Origin of the sequence: Paenibacillus sp. PCH8 (genome assembly GCF_002968835.1) — a bacterium.
Lineage (GTDB): Bacteria > Bacillota > Bacilli > Paenibacillales > Paenibacillaceae > Paenibacillus.
The window spans coordinates 763,722-779,563 of record NZ_PKQK01000003.1 but is presented as its reverse complement, the minus strand read 5'-3'; the positions used below and the strand labels follow the sequence as shown (position 1 = coordinate 779,563).

Genomic DNA, 15,842 nt, shown 5'->3' with positions numbered 1-15,842 from the left:
TATAGAGCGAGTACGAGGTGATTTTATGGGTCATACATTTGGATTGTTTACAATGTCTCAGAAAGGCGTATTGTTCGCCAATATGAGAGCTAAGATAGCTGATAAAGACGATTATGCCAATCCTAACCATCCAGAGCATCTCCCGGAGAGTCCCAATGCACCGAGAAGTGAAACGGACCGACACGGTGAAGAAAATAATCCTATTCTGGGTGATCCAGGGTACGGTCAAATCGGACGATGGCAGACGGTTCAATTGGATGCACTGGAAAACAGTATTGATCAAATCATTGAGCAATATCTGAAAGATAAGTCCTGGTATGCGAGTGTACGATGCCGTGAAGCACTGTGGAATATGTACCGCAGGATTGAATGGTGGGTAGAACAGCAGCAGCCTCCAGACAAAACACAATATCAGCGAGTTCTGCAAATGGTGAAAGACTGTATTCACAAGATTCTTGAAAACGCTCAGAAGCCTGGCGGTAGTCATCATGGTGTGTCATTGCCGATCTGTCCGGCACCCTACTACCATCATTTTAGTGGGAATTACTTTAATCATTTTGATGCAACCGTATATGAGATTCCACTCTTTTCGATGAAAAAGGATGTTCCGTTTTCGAATAAATTCCCTGATTTCTTCAGATATGTATCCTCAACGGAGGATCAGGAATGGGTAGCTGTCCACTCCGTAGGGCGAAATGAACAATCTGGTTCAGAGATGATCTTGAAACTGGACCTAGGACTTCTGGAGATTGGCAACTCATCCAAAATTACATTTAACTGGCGTGTGAAGCGTTATGGACAGATCAGGTTCAAGTACCTGGCTAGTGCTAAGCGCGGTAATGGCATGCTGTTCTATATTAATGGGCAGCAAGTTGGGGGCGAATGGAGCGAGAATAGCGGATGGCAGGAAGCTACATTTACATTGCAGCCAGGACAGATGTACAAGTTCGACTGGTTAATCCGCAAAATGAGACCCGAAGTATGGCAGAACAATGGCATCTATATCAAGGATGTTGAAGTCGTTGAGATTGTGGATACACGTAAGCCGCCTGCGCCTCTGGATTATGATTTGGATGGGGAGCATGTACATGAGTACGGTAATTGGGTAGTAAGATCCCCACAAAGTGTGGCACAAGCGCATTTTCAAGGTCAATTTATTGCAGATGACTTACGAAAAAAAACGATGATAATGGATTTGGACAACGAATGTAACGGAAGTATCTCATTTGCCTACAAAATGGGTGTAGATGAAGAGCCCTATCCTGATCATGATTATGAGTTGTTTTTCGACGATAAAATGCTTCAACGTACCCAGCGCGGGGATGGAGATCATGGCAGCTATGCTCGATCAGTGCATGGTGTGGAGTGGATACTAAATGGAGAATATTCAGAAACGGAAACCGACCTGGCCAAGATTGAGTATGAAATTGTTGCAGGGCATGATACGACCATTGACCTGAAAGGGGTAGTTGAGGTCATTTGTCCACCTCAAGAAATTGATCACTGGGAGCCCAGTCTTTATGGACAAGGGATTGGGAATTATCAATGGACAATGTCGGGAAATCCCAGTTGGATTCGTCACAATGATACATTGCGTCTGGATGAACCAAAGCAAGGTGATATGATTGCCCAAACAGAGGTGATTTTAGATGATGATGGCTGGTTTTTATTCAGTTACTCACATCAATTGAGGACTACTGAAGCGTTCGAGGTAACAGTCAACGGCATGTTAGAACATTATACAACCATGCAAAGTCACGGAGATCAGATACGAATCCCTTTGGAGGCTGGTATTAATTTAATACAGTTTTATATTCGAGATCGCTTGACCGAAGAACCACTCATATATGAGATGGATAAACCGTTCACCTATGGAAACAACACCGGCAATACATATCGTACCTTATCTCCGCTAGGCTCATATGTTGATGTGACAAGGAACTGGGATGTTACGGATGCTGGTGCAAGGACAGAACAACATGGAGATACGATTACGTATAAGGCGGAGTTGAACCCTGGTGCCAAGTTTAGTGTAAAAGAGCATATGCGTATTTATCCCTCAATGGACCCCGCGTACAATCCTGATAAAGGAGGTACAAGAGATGAGAACGTGTTTGAAGAGATATTTAATGACGAAGGCAACTATGATGAGGCATTGAGGTTCATAGGGAGTTGGGATTGGAAAGAAGTTGTAGTCGGAGATGGCGTGATGTGGGCCCAAGGTCATGATCAGGATTTCATATGCGAGTTTGAAGCACAGTTAGACAACTCAGGATATATCTGCTGGCAGTATGGAGGGGAATTTGACACCGGCGAGAAACTGGAACTTCAAATTGATGGTGTTTCAGTCTGGACAGGGAGTCAATCCAATGGAGACGATGGAACAAATTGTATGTATCCATTACCATCGGGGAGTCACAGTTTCCGCTGGATTTACCGGGATGGTAAGGCGTATGCACCAGGTAATGGTAGTACAGGCGGAGCAGAAAATGGATCAGCAAATTCCGGAGGGAATGGTACCGGTAATGATCAATCAGGTATAGCAGTTAAAAATCCTTTTGGAGAAGAGTGTTATCCAGCTTCGTTCAAGAATCATGACATTCAATACGGGCAAAAGCTTTATTCAGGTAAGTCTGATCGTAATGCTTTGTGGAAGGCTTATAATCAGGGACAGGTCTTCTCAGGATCTGGTGGAGCATATGCGATAGGTGTTACGAATAATAAAGTCATTAAACGAGATTTTGTTGTTTCCGACGTTGGGACCATTGAATACTCGGAATATCTCACTGTATACCCCGTTCAAAAGTTAAAGGTAAATGGATTAAGAACGCTTAAAGATTCTACTTTCAAAGCAGAAGCAGGAATAAAAGAGCCGGGTAAAAATTTAAATTATTACTCAATAGATGTCCTTAATACCAAACCAGGTGATAAAGATTCAGATTTTGGAAGTTTACACACCAGAAAAGTTTACGTTGAATTTTATTGTAATGGAAGCTTTGAAATAAGTTTCGATTACATGTGTTATTTATTTGACGGGAATGAGAAAGCCAGATTTCGAGTCCAGTATTACAAAGGTACACAAGTAGAGGCGAAACATGGTGTAGTCATCTTAGATAAGAAGAAAAATTTAGGATACAACCAAGGAATAATTAACTACAAATCCATTACTGATAAGCAATGGAAGGATGCAATACCTTTTAACAAAAAAGAGATTGTTAAGGAGCCGGGTATTTATACCTTGTGTATTGGACTTACGGATACCTTGAAAGACGAAGATAAAGATTCAAAAGGGATACCTTATCATGCATCCATTAAGAACCTTCAAATTCGGACTGAAGATCCTAATGGTAAAAATGGAGAAAAATTAGTTAATTATTCCATTTATGATAATAAAACTTATGTGGATGTTGAATTGACAAATAATAAAAATAAGAAAAAAATCCTTATTAAAACATTAAAAGTGGAATCAGGTAATCAAATAGGTGAAAGAATCCAAACTCCAGATAATCTAGAACCAGGAACTAAATATACGATTACATACACACTCCATAAAAATAAGGGTTCATCGAACGCTACGGGTCTTGATGCTGGTGGTTTCACGCTTAGTCATGGGAGCTTTACAGAAACATGGGGCGCTTATTGCACTGATGCGAAGGGGGGGATATATCTAAAGGATAAATCTCCCCATCCAGGAGAAGATTCATGGAATCCACCTAGCCCAGATACGACTGCGCCAGATGGTGGAAGTCATGCCTGGCTCGACGTTATTCGATTGTACGAAAATAGAGATAGGGCTTGTCAAGGAACCAAAATTGTCATTGAAACTTATGAGAACGGTCAACTATTAATTCCACCACGACCAGTGACAAATCAAGATGATCAGGTCATCACAATTGAAGTCGAAAACACTTCAAATCAGAAGAAAAACTACGAGGTGCGCGTTCGATTCGAGCAGGGCTGCCCTGGAGATGGCGCCATGATCTGGGGAGGAAAACTTAATATTGATGACATTATTAAAGTTGATCCATCCTGGGCAGAAGTGACCCACTTCGAAGTTTGGAATAACAAACCAATCTGGATGGGCGGCTGCGATAACAGTAATATGCGCGTGAAAATTACCCGCGAGGATGGAAAAGTGTTGTGGGATGAAAAGTATTACGGGGATGGGTACCGTGGCTTCGAACTGAATGATCTGGCTCCCAAGCCTTATAGCAAGTATAAAGTGGAGATTACAACAGATCAGAAGGGCAGATCAGCGACTGGACAGGAAAACGATATCTGACCACCTTCCGGGTGCATGACTTTAAAGCCTACGAACGATGGGTGTGGGTACCTGAACCGTTTGATTGTCAACTGGATTTCTTCATTGATAACGAGCTGATCAAAACATTCACTCAAGATGGTGGATACTATACCTTTTCACATCCTGTGCCCAAGGGCAAACATGAATTCAAATGGGTGTTCACCTCGCTTCAGGAAGTGGGTACGCGTAGTTACGAATACGCTAATCTGGACTGGATGGAACTGACCAACTGGATCTGTGATGATGTCTATGTCATTCCTTACTGCGAAGGCGGTGGGGGAGACAAGTGTGTTGAAGCACTTATTAAATGCTTGCTGGAAGTTTGGAAAGCAAGACCGAAAATGTGTGTAATCGGTAAGCGGATTTGGCTGTTTACGTAAAGAAAGGAGGATCTGGATGGGAACTGTGAAACGTCAGGAAAAAGGGCTAATCTATTTTGATGAATTCAATAAATCCGAACTTGACTCAGGGTGGGAAGTATTGACTGACGATCATGGAAGATACAATGCTGATCATGGGGTACTGGAACTAAGACATGGAGAGTCTCCAATATATATGTTTTACACGGAGTTAACCCGAATTGAAGAGTTCGTGATGGATGTCAAGAATGAGTATAATCCAACTGTTGAGGGAGACTCCGGGGGACTTATTGTATATGCAGACGATGAGAATGTGGTGAAATTGGAAGAGTATTTTGATGCGGAAAAAGGGATAGCTAGAAGCTATCCTTGGATCCGTCTGGTACGAAGTTTTAATGTATATTCCGCATACTGGTCAGAGGATGGTAAGATATGGCGGTTTATTGGTAATCAGGAAGTCATCTCTTCTGTACCTAAGATCGGGCTTTTCTTAGAATCAGGAACACAAGGTGAACCGCTACTCATTAATCATATACGAATTCAAAGAAGTACCAGAGTGAAGGTAGATAATCTGAAACAAGGTTATCAGGTTGAACTCCGGGATCAGGCAGGAAAAATTCTTGAAACCAAGATATGTAAATATGAGAATACATCAGTCATGTTTGACCTTCAACGATATGGATATCCGCTTACGGGAAGCTTTGCTGTGACTTTACCTGACCACAATAGATTTGAGGCGTCGGACATATTAAGTATATATGGAGGCGATACATATTACTTTGAACCTAGAGTGGATCTTTACTATCGTGAGTATAGCGACAATGGAGAATTCCTTGATATGCGGTTACAAGACAACCAGGAACGTTTCCTCGGTTATATGTCCTCTGGTCAATCCGTAACGGAGAATGTGTTGTTTATTGCCAAAAATTCATTGAATCAGGGTGTTTTTCAAAATGTTAACTTCGAGCTTGCCTCTTATCGGGGAGATCAGTATCAAAACGTAGTTCGGTTAGCGCCCGATGTTGAGGGAGAACCAGGAGCTTGGAGTATGCAAGTGAACGCAACCGAGATAACTCCAGAAAGCCCTTATCAATTCTGGGTGAGAGTAGAGAGGCTGGATACCAGCACCAATTATGAAGCCCAGGTCACGTTCGGAATCAAAGTTTCTTCAACGTATATATAGGACTAAACTTTGAACACTTTACCACGTATAGATCTAGCAAGGGTTAAGTTGGAGGTGAGAATATGTCTGTCCGCTTTAGCGGGACAAGTTCAGGATCGAACAATGGCAAGTTGCTTGACCACAATAGTTTGCTAAACAAAGGGACTCGATCCCACCAAGAAATTGATGAGTATCTTTCAGAGATGGAGGAAGCCAGAAGCGTTTATGTCAGCCTCCCGAGCGTTTGGATCAGATAGAACTTGTAGGCAAACAGAATGAAACAGGGATAACCGGTCATGAATTGCGTATTGCTGATCTGGAACCTCGGGTTTTGAATCAGGGAATATTGTTGGAAGACCAGAAGTCCAAGTTGGGTGAAGTTGAGAAAATCGTAACGGATATAAGCACGGATGTTCATGCACAAAATGAACGTTTGGCGAGTTTGGAAAATGAATTAGGAGATACTCGGGGGAATCGTGAATCACTTGCAGATGTTATATCGGATATAGAGCATTCTATTGATGAACTAAAAACGATCCCATTATCTGATTTGGCAATAAGCGCGGCAGCTATTGATTCTAATGGTCTGCTTAAGGTTCAGATCAACGGTGGTTATGCAAGCATTAACAGTATACTCGTTCAAAAAGAGGCGTCTTTCTATTCTTTTATAGCTGGGCAAGATACTAGATATTATATATTTCTAAAGAATGATGGAACCTTCATACATCAGTTGATTTCCGATGAACCCGATAACGGCATGATTCTGGGATCTGTCACTACAGGTGCCACCTATGATGCGGTATATCTTAAAGACCAACGCTATTATCTAACCAAAACGTTGTCTACAGGGGATTTTCAAGATCTCCAAGCAAGAATCACAGATGCTCAATCCAAGATCAACGAATTAGACGAAGAAGTGGTCAGGTGGATTGATCATACCGAAGACTTGTCCAAACAAGTTGAAGGTTTGGGTGAGACTAAGGCTGAAGTGTCAGATGCTAGAGTAGACAAAGATGGCTTTGAATTTGATAAGCTGCCGGATCGTTTAAACCATATGCAATCTAAGCTGGAGCTTGCTGCATCCAGAGGGACGATGGAAAATCAATCGATTTTTCGTATTGAGTACCCACCTGATATAAGGCTTTCAGAACAAAAGAGCTTTTATTGTCCAAAGTATAGCATTGGTTCTGACAGTGTAGAGGTACTTCTGGATGGCATTAGGGTAACTCCCGGGGAAGATTATATCGAATATACGGATACGGAGATTCGTTTTCTCTATGATATTCCGGTAGATTCCCGTGTGACACTGCTTAGCCGAGGATCGATCATCAATACGTCTTCAACATCAGAGTATGAGTATGACTCCAAAGGCAGAATGAAGCGTGAGATTATTACCGGAGGTATTAACCGCGTTATTGATTATGAGTACGATTATGAGGGGAATCTTACAGCGGAACTCATTACGGAGAGTGACGGGCAAGTTAAGACGATAACCTACGAACGTGAAGAAGGAAGAATTAGACGCAAGTTAAACAATGGGGCAATGTACTTTTACTTACAAGGCAGTTCAGCCTATGATGACAGCTCTATTAAGCAACGTGTGTCTGAGCTTGAAGATATGGAAGAACAGGACGTTTATTTTGAGTATGACGCTCTAAGCGGCCTAATTATCAAAGAGATTACATATAACAACGATATAAAACCATTAGTTATAAAGATTATTGAATACAATTATAACTCTGATGGTAGTGTGGATACCGAGATGGTCGACTTTAATGGTTCGAAAATAGTAAAAAAATATAAGTACGATTCGGATGGAAATATCCTTGGCGTCCAAAAAAGAAAGGTAGGCTGATAGAGTGGAATCACATTTCTCAATGACCAAAATTAAAACCGGATTTCGCCCTTTATTTGACAAAATGGTAGGTACGAACCTTACGCCAATTACAGAGGAAGAGGTGGAACTCCTGATGTTTATGTTGCGGAGCGATATTATCTTCGATGGGACAGGGCAGCAGTACCTTCCGATGCTGGAAGGTTTGGAACAGGCAGTCCCTCTTGAGTTAAAAGACGAAATTAGTCAGGAGCTTGTGGATCAGGATACACAACGTCAAGAGCAAGATAGACAGATGCAGATCCGCACCGTATTTCTGACAGCAATGAAAGAGTCGATGCTTCAGGAATTGAAAGTTCGATATGGTATTTAAGGAGGTGAGGGCATGACGGCCACAGTGGTGCAGGGATTTAGACGGTACGAGTTCACGAGTACCGTGACCAATTTTTTGAGTACTTTGGCAACGGAGATGAACACTTTCCCATATGAAGATGTGAACTGGAAGGTAACTTACTATCCTAAAGATCCGTATTCTCAGCCGAAGGCCTACAATTCACAGAATCAGCCATATTCTAATCCTCTGGGTGCTGTGACACTTGAAAATATAAATGATCCTTCGATATTTTTTACTTTGAGTCTAAACCTTTCTGTTTCGTATGGATGGACTACTTTTGGTTACCAATTAAGGTGTGGTTTAAACCGTCCTACTGTTGGAGAGGAGCCTTACCCAGATGTTTCACTTGCTATTGGAGAAGAAAGTAATGTCCCCTTCCATACTTCGTCTAATAATATAACTTTTAATATCACATACAAGTGGACAGTGTTCCCATTGAAAGAAGCTATATTTATTTTTGGAGAAGCTATTACAAATATCGGAAACGCTTATCCATTTAGGTTATATATGGGTAATCTAACATCTTATGAGAAAGAAGATCCGGCTATAGAGAATAATTTTGTTGGTATATTCTCTCATGCACCTATTGGAAATGATACTAACTGGGCAAATAATAATTTATACAGTGTTGGTAGAGGGGTAGTCAGAACTTCCCGTAATAACAAAAAGTACGAATTATATAACTTTTGTACTAGTGCCCAAGCCACCTCTCCTGGTTCAGGTAATCGGTATTTTGTTTCCCCCTGGTATGTGTTTCAACCTAAGGAAGGAGTACGAGGTGAATTTCAACAAATGAGGTCTGCAGTATTTAAAGATGCTAACCAACATCCAGACGGGTCGATGATTGATCTGGATGGTAAAAGGTACCATGTATTTCACGTTACAGATCAACAACAACCGACAAGTTACAAATATTGGGTCGACATCTCAGGTCAGACTAGATATATTCAACCCTACTTCTTTGACAGCAACACGCTCTTGGGAGAAGGACAACGAGCCATATTATTCGAATTACCAACGGAGGTGTCCAAGTAATGGCAGTACCTAAACGATACTCATGGGTGAGTACAATATCTGAATTTTCAAACAACGTCGAATTACAGATGGCAGGGGACTCGTGGTGGGAAGTGAAAAAATATGCTACTGGTGCAGTTAGCGGTGGGGCAACTGGGGAAACACTGTTTTCAAAAATCTAGCAGATAACAGTTTGTGTTTCACAATGGCAAATCACGCAGCGTCATATAGTGCCGTAATCAGATGGGGAATGATGAATAATCCAACGCCTAAGGTAGATGTTTATACAGATTCTCTAGGAAAAGTTTTAACAGAAACACCATTCTCAGCTAACAATAATCAATATAACGTTACATACAAATGGACTTTGTTCACAACCAAAGACATTATCTTTATTCACGGTGAGTACCAAAATTATACTGGGAATGCGTTACCTATTCGAATTTTTTTAGGTAGATTAACAGCACTTGAATTAGAGGACCCCGCGATTGCTAATGATTTTGTAGGTATATTTACACATATGCCTTCGAACGTAAATAATAATAACAATTTAGCTTCTGGTGATTTTAATGTGGGGAGAGGCGTTGTGAGAAAGTCCCGTAATGGCACTCTTTACGAGTACTATAACTTTACTACAGATGCCCAGCTTACATCTCCGGGTGTAGGTGGACGATACTATGTTAACCCATTTATGGTATTTAATCCATCCGAAGGAGTACGGGGACAATTTGCTGACATGTTCACAGCTTGTTTGAAAGATGCTTCACAACATCCGGACGGATCCATTCTTGACTTAGGTGAAAATAAATATTATGTATTCCATGTTATTGATCAGCAAATGCCTGTTAATGCACCACATACATTATGGTATACATCTTCTAACAGCACTAGATATTGCAATCCATGCTTCTTCGGCAGCAACAACGTTATGGGTGGGCAACGAGTCATTCTATTTAAAATATAAGGAGGTTTCCTATACATGTCATTCTTCAGTGGTAAAGTCAAAATGAATCTGTTGTTTCAAGCATTAATTAATGGCTTCAAGGGAATTGCATCCTCGCCTTGGTCGATCTATTTTGAAACATCGGATATCCTCGTCATTAGATCAGTGGGCTCAACAGGAAAAGATAAGTTATTTATTAAGTTTGAGAAAGGAAATACCAAGGAATTAAACGGCAACTATATCATGGTAACTTCAGCAGAAGATGTATTACTTGCTGACGGGAGTATTCCGGCAGGGAAAATGTTTACTACACGGAATTTCTACTGTCATACATCTGTTGTTGATTCCAACCTCTTAACAGACTACCAGGTATCGGTTACAGCAGATCGTGTAATTATGTGGTTGGCGGGGGATGTGAACTCGGTAACAGGGATATCCAATTTGGGGTATTTCGGTCTGATGTATCGCTATTCCCAAGAAAATCACTCGGGTGCTCAGGGGATCGGAGTAAGTTATCAGGGATTCAACGGTATTCGTACCGTTAAGGATCTGGATAATATCCAGACTAATAATGTGTACAAATCATATTCAGCAATGGTTCCGACGAATCCGGGCTGGGGCGCGCTCTATCATCTTTCCCCATGTATCATGGCAAATAACGCAGAAGGTCCGCGAGGCGAACTGCATGATATTTATTTTGCGCCCGCAGCAGGTGTAAGTCACGGAGATGAGATAACAGTGGCCAATAAGACATACAAGGTATATTCTCTGACCACAGGAGGTTCAAGCTTCCTACCGGGTAACACCGTAGCTGTATTGATGCAGTAGAGGAGGGAGCATATGGCTGTAGCAGGGACAGAGCAATCTATATACACGCCTTCACGAGCAGTGATAAAGCGTAATTCAGGAGTGCTTTATACATATCTAAGCAGTACTTATTATTCCAATAGAACAAAGGCTAGCTCTAGCTATGACCCTGAGAGGGCAGGCCAGCAACATAATTCAGGAGTACTTTACACCTACGCTCAGGGTCCATATCGTTCCAGGGCGACGCAATCTATGTCCCTGTATACGAGCAAAAGCTCTGGTAAAACGGGGCAACTGAAGCTCGAGGGAGTCCAGTACGAGTACACAGTTGGAAAGCTTCATCATCTCGCTTCAAAGAACTCATCGGAGCAAAATATTTATTCCATTTGGGGGTATGATCAGGAGGAACTCCCTCAGTATTATACAGGCCGTTTCATGTTGACTGACATCCATGGTGTAATAATAAGCCATACCAAAGAGATAAGCATTTACGATAGTGTGGGTTATCTTCCAGTACACAACACGCCAGAAGCTCGATTCACAGGTAATCTTGGTATGGGAGGTTATCAGGGCTCTTTAACGAAGCAAGCAAATGGTCGCTGGGTACATGTTACCAAGATTGTTTTGCCTTCAAAGGATTCATTCAAGGGAGTTATTCGATCAATTATTGTAGGTCAGAGAACCCCTGCTTCATCGGAGGGTGAAAAAATTCAATATATTGTAAAGCACATTTACAAAGACGAAATGAATGAGTTTCAAGGCTATCTTTCTGGTCAAGGAGGTAATATAGATCCAACTATACCTCCCACGATATTGCCACGGAGGTATCCTGCTACCTATATTCCAGTTCGGAGGAGGCCTGGGCAATGAACAAAACATGGCGAATTATGCAGGAGCTGAAAGATGTGTACAAGCAGGTAGAATTGTCTTATGAGATCGAAGAACTAAAGGGTGAGGGAGAATCAGTCCTTGTTTCTCTCCCTATGAAAAGTCCTCGTTTTCTGATAAAGACTGTACGTGTAATCCCGACAAAAGAAACAAATATGGAACTTCACATCCTGGATAGTGCAGTTAAAGCTAAATCCCAGATTCTATACTTCAATACCGCGGAATATAGTACGGGCAACTACATCGATGGGATCTACGACAATGTCGATATACCTTATGAAGATAAGGATGGTACTTCCCATTTTCATTTTGAGATCATTAATCCAGGCTCAGTACCTTCAGGTTTTACGGTTGAGGTAACTGGTTTGACGGTCAGATAGGAGACGACGATCATGGATATCATTACGTATGGTAAAGTGGTCAAGCTTTCAAACGAGATCAAGGAAGCCAGAGAAGGTAATGGGACACTTGATGCTCGATTGGACAAAATTGCATTAGGCATGATTACAACAGTGAATGAGAAAAAAGATCTTCCCTCACATGAAATACCGGATGCTATATATGTCGTAATTGAGGATGAGAGTAATCAGAGTCTCCCGACACTATATATTTACGCCGAAGAGGAATATACACGTATCGCTGGATCTGATGTAGCATATAAATCCAATGGAATTCTCACAATTAATGGTATAGATATCGTGGTGTATGAGCATCCAGACACGCATAGTGCGGATATGATCAGTGATGGTGAAACCCATGTGAGCATGACTTGGGCCGAACGAAAACGCCTCAATGTCATTGATCCGTGGGAATCGATCAGCGATTTGGTGGAGTATACAGATGTGGTCACTTATTTTGCTTATGATGAGCGGGGAAGAGTCACTCGACAAGTGGTTACAGATAACTACACGGAGCAGCTGGTTAGAGAGCCTGTACTCACTATGCCGGCTTCTACGGATGGTTATGCACCAGATGAATCTTTTCTGGTCATCTCCATTGGTGAAATTTATCGATTTGATGGTCTGGACTTCGTGCAGCTCCCTACTATGGTTGAGGCTATTTATAACTATGATAATGAGGGGCGAATCATCGCCAAGTCCATCACCAGGATGGGAGCAACGCCTGTTCAAACCAATTTCAGCTACATATACAACTCTCTGGGTAATCGTATAGCGATTAAGAAATATTGATATGGAAGGATAGCATATGCTATCCTTTTTTGTTTCTTTAATCAAGGGAAACGGAAATGGATCCGACATTTGAATACGAAGATTAACATTAACACTTTGATGATCAGGACGTATAGAGATAGTAGTAATGGAAAGAAAGTCTAATTTCAATGGTTTTTTTCTACCATGTAACGTAAAAACGCAATTATCCCGGGAGGTATCATACGATGAATATTGAACTTACTGCTCATTTCTATTTCAGAGGGAGTGGCAAAAAGAAAACGGTGAACTGGATGGAGGATAATCCGAGACTGCAACAGAAGGAGAAAGATTCCGATAAAGTAGTGCGCGAAATTCCGCTAACTGCTGATGAGGTTAAGCAAGAATATCGGAGACTTTTTACGAAACACAAGAATGAGGGGAAATCGATCACATTGGAAGATACAGACGATGTGGTTCACATTATCGATCTAGCCGATGTACGAAATATTGAACTTACCTCTAAGGAGGAGAACGCAGATGCTGTACAGGCTGACCTTCGCACTGAATAATGAAGAAATTGTTACGACAGAGATGACCTCGGATAAAGAGGATCTGGTTGGAGCTACGGAGGAAGCGTTCGACGTGATCGAAAGAGAATACGGTACTAATGCCGTTTTGAATTTGGTGGCGTTTAGTTTGCTTAGAATGGAGATCCGCCCTAATCAATAATATATTGTGAAATAAAGGAATAGACCCCAGCCTAAATCTGGGGTCTATTCCTTTTTCATGAAGAGATTACAGAGAGCTGGTTCATTAATTGAATGGAAACTTGTCTTGTATAAGCAGTTTTGATTAAATTAGGTGAATTCATGTATTCAAGTGCAATTGAGGGATTAGGATGATTGGCGAGGAGGGGATGGGACATAGAAATAAAAGACTTGGAAAGAGAGCTCGCAAAGCTGGCATCCAGAATAAGAAAAGATTTTACTGAACGCGGGCCGGTTGATACCAGAGTCTCCATCATGAATCATTTTATCATCTTAAAGTTTACAGCAAAATTCACCAAGCCTGAGGCATTCATGCTGGAACATATGCAATCGCACTCAAGCCAAATCTTCGCCGAGTACAAGATGAAGCTTGCACTTATAATGAGAGAAGAATTCAATCCCGTTTTCTCCTATATCAACTTGGGTCTGAAGATTGAAGACATCGAAACAACATTTTTTGGTCATGATTTTGCGGAACAAGTCACAGTCTTTAAGATGAATAAGGATGTTGAAATACTGCTGAAAAATGATGAAATTAACATGCCTTAAGACTTATAAAATAACGTTTGAAAACGGGACAGGTCTTACGAACTGATTTTGTTGTTGACAATATCCTACATATTTCCTTATACTACCCTTATGGCGATTAGATAGATTAATAATCTTGACGAAGCCTATAACTTGTAAGAGAACTTAAAGACCATATCTTCGGTAATTGGAACGAAATAGATGTCAGACCAAGACCGACACATTCCACCATTTTGGTATTTTCCAGTGGTGCGCTCTGTGTTGGTCTTTTTGTATATATAAAATGCTTCTTTACCTTTCACGATATACATCGTATATAGTCAGTAAAGGTATTTGAGCGAACAAGATAAATAATAGTTGCGAACATTAGTTCGTATTTGTTATTCTGAATGTAATCGAATGGGAATGAGGAGGCGGATCAAGGGCGGTTTTCTACGTTCGTGCAGAAGTGACAAGTCTACATATTGAAATAAGAGATTATGGAGCAATAGTGAGAATATATAGTGAGATCACGTTCGATAGTTACTAGACTGTGAAGAAAGTATATGTACAGCGATAATTAAATAGTTATGGGGGAAATGTATAATGTCTGCTACAACGGCCATGGGTTTTGATGATTTATTTGAAATTGGGGATATAGACATGTTCTTGAACAAAGCGCAGGAGAAGTGTCGCCACAAGCTTAGAGGTAAAACGTTTGCCGGGATGGAGAAAGAGGATGTGACCCAGGAGATTATGATCAAATTGGTTAACTCACTGGACAAGTACGATGCGGAAAAAGCGAAAATGTCAACGTTTGTTGATCATCTGATTGAGAATAAAATTAAGGACATGTACCGCAAGTGCATGTCTGAGAAAAACCTCAGTGTCGTTAACGCTGCTCAGCTCATGTGTACGGATCATGGGGGTGGCGATGAATCGGAGGGCACAGATATAGCATTAGCGCTTGGTCATGCTGGGTTTGCTTATGAGAATTTTGAGTTTGTAACAGATATCATGGAGAATATGAGGCTGAACGAACGTGAGAAGCAAATCTTTAAACTTCGAACATCGGGGTATGAATTTGTAGAGATTGCAGGAATGCTAGGTGTATCCAAGGCACGTATATCCCAGTTATGGAAAGCGATTCGTGAGAAATACGAAGCATTATAGTCCTAAGTGGCAATAAATAGCCCAAGTTTCATGAAGATAGATTCGGTAACCTACATAGAACAGACAGCACCCTTAACTGGGTGCTTTTTTATGTCGTATAGAGAAGTTATGAAGGAATGAAAGGTGGAAAAGAATGCTTAATGTAGTCGTTTTGGGATTTGCGATGGAACCTCTGGAGGGATTTCCGGATATCGTTTGGGCAAGTCATGATTCTTCCACAGCTTCTGATTTAAGCAACAGGGAGTATGCCTTAATCATTGAGAAGGTCATCATGCAGGCTGATGCAGTCTTGGTTAATCTGGATGTTGATGCTTTGACCTCCACTGAAGTTGTAATCATGCATCATGCGTATATTCACAAAAAGCCGATTATGGGTGTTGGTTTCAGGGAGAAAGAACCTGTTATCGAAGAAATGGTCTCTAAACGAGTTGTGGATTTGGATGCTGCTGTAGTACATATGCGAACTCATTATACAGTCATTAGCAGTGGATGAAGTACTTTTTCGTTGCCTGTAATTTAACTGATGATGATATAACACGT

17 protein-coding genes are annotated in these 15,842 nt (G+C 41.2%); all 17 read left to right on the top strand.

What is annotated here, in order from left to right:
• Positions 1-25: 25 nt before the first annotated feature.
• The 17 genes from C0Q44_RS20835 to C0Q44_RS20760 all read left to right on the top strand — a co-directional run bounded on the left by C0Q44_RS20835 (position 26) and on the right by C0Q44_RS20760 (position 15,795).
• A complete protein-coding gene (locus tag C0Q44_RS20835) occupies positions 26-4,282 on the top strand; it encodes a hypothetical protein (RefSeq protein ID WP_105409143.1) in 4,257 nt (1,418 codons plus the stop codon).
• A gap of 11 nt (positions 4,283-4,293) precedes the next feature.
• Positions 4,294-4,683 (top strand): hypothetical protein, encoded by a 390-nt coding sequence (locus C0Q44_RS20830; RefSeq protein WP_105409142.1) that lies wholly within the window; start codon positions 4,294-4,296, stop codon positions 4,681-4,683.
• A gap of 16 nt (positions 4,684-4,699) precedes the next feature.
• Complete coding sequence (locus C0Q44_RS20825) at positions 4,700-5,845, top strand: DUF1349 domain-containing protein (protein ID WP_105409141.1); 1,146 nt, start codon at positions 4,700-4,702, stop codon at positions 5,843-5,845.
• 223 nt (positions 5,846-6,068) lie between these two features.
• Complete coding sequence (locus tag C0Q44_RS20820; protein WP_105409140.1) at positions 6,069-7,679, top strand: hypothetical protein; 1,611 nt, start codon at positions 6,069-6,071, stop codon at positions 7,677-7,679.
• Positions 7,680-7,701: 22 nt separating this feature from the next.
• Positions 7,702-8,031 carry a hypothetical protein gene (locus tag C0Q44_RS20815; RefSeq protein ID WP_105409139.1) on the top strand — a complete coding sequence of 110 codons (330 nt, stop codon included), beginning with the start codon at positions 7,702-7,704 and terminating at the stop codon, positions 8,029-8,031.
• Between the two features lie 12 nt (positions 8,032-8,043).
• Complete coding sequence (locus tag C0Q44_RS20810) at positions 8,044-9,087, top strand: hypothetical protein (protein ID WP_105409138.1); 1,044 nt, start codon at positions 8,044-8,046, stop codon at positions 9,085-9,087.
• A complete protein-coding gene (locus C0Q44_RS30345; protein ID WP_181151102.1) occupies positions 9,087-9,248 on the top strand; it encodes a hypothetical protein in 162 nt (53 codons plus the stop codon). Before C0Q44_RS20810 ends, C0Q44_RS30345 begins: the two co-directional genes overlap by 1 nt.
• A 71-nt stretch (positions 9,249-9,319) precedes the next feature.
• The gene (locus C0Q44_RS20805) at positions 9,320-10,030 is read left to right on the top strand and encodes a hypothetical protein (RefSeq protein ID WP_105409137.1); all 711 of its coding nucleotides are present in this window, start codon (positions 9,320-9,322) and stop codon (positions 10,028-10,030) included.
• A 15-nt stretch (positions 10,031-10,045) separates the two neighbouring features.
• Positions 10,046-10,837 (top strand): hypothetical protein, encoded by a 792-nt coding sequence (locus C0Q44_RS20800; RefSeq protein ID WP_105409136.1) that lies wholly within the window; start codon positions 10,046-10,048, stop codon positions 10,835-10,837.
• A gap of 12 nt (positions 10,838-10,849) precedes the next feature.
• On the top strand, positions 10,850-11,686 hold the full coding sequence (locus C0Q44_RS20795) for a hypothetical protein (RefSeq protein ID WP_105409135.1): 837 nt from the start codon (positions 10,850-10,852) through the stop codon (positions 11,684-11,686).
• On the top strand, positions 11,683-12,084 hold the full coding sequence (locus tag C0Q44_RS20790; protein WP_105409134.1) for a hypothetical protein: 402 nt from the start codon (positions 11,683-11,685) through the stop codon (positions 12,082-12,084). Before C0Q44_RS20795 ends, C0Q44_RS20790 begins: the two co-directional genes overlap by 4 nt.
• A gap of 12 nt (positions 12,085-12,096) precedes the next feature.
• Complete coding sequence (locus tag C0Q44_RS20785) at positions 12,097-12,894, top strand: hypothetical protein (RefSeq protein WP_105409133.1); 798 nt, start codon at positions 12,097-12,099, stop codon at positions 12,892-12,894.
• A 206-nt stretch (positions 12,895-13,100) separates the two neighbouring features.
• A complete protein-coding gene (locus C0Q44_RS20780; protein WP_105409132.1) occupies positions 13,101-13,424 on the top strand; it encodes a hypothetical protein in 324 nt (107 codons plus the stop codon).
• Positions 13,393-13,584: a hypothetical protein gene (locus C0Q44_RS20775; protein WP_105409131.1), complete on the top strand. Its 192-nt coding sequence runs from the start codon at positions 13,393-13,395 to the stop codon at positions 13,582-13,584. The genes C0Q44_RS20780 and C0Q44_RS20775 overlap by 32 nt, the downstream gene beginning before the upstream one ends.
• 173 nt (positions 13,585-13,757) lie before the next feature.
• Entirely contained in the window at positions 13,758-14,171 is a 414-nt protein-coding gene (locus tag C0Q44_RS20770; protein ID WP_105409130.1) for a Na-translocating system protein MpsC family protein, read from the top strand.
• Positions 14,172-14,735: 564 nt separating this feature from the next.
• On the top strand, positions 14,736-15,302 hold the full coding sequence (locus C0Q44_RS20765; RefSeq protein ID WP_105409129.1) for a sigma-70 family RNA polymerase sigma factor: 567 nt from the start codon (positions 14,736-14,738) through the stop codon (positions 15,300-15,302).
• Between the two features lie 133 nt (positions 15,303-15,435).
• Positions 15,436-15,795 carry a hypothetical protein gene (locus tag C0Q44_RS20760; RefSeq protein WP_105409128.1) on the top strand — a complete coding sequence of 120 codons (360 nt, stop codon included), beginning with the start codon at positions 15,436-15,438 and terminating at the stop codon, positions 15,793-15,795.
• Positions 15,796-15,842: the final 47 nt, after the last annotated feature.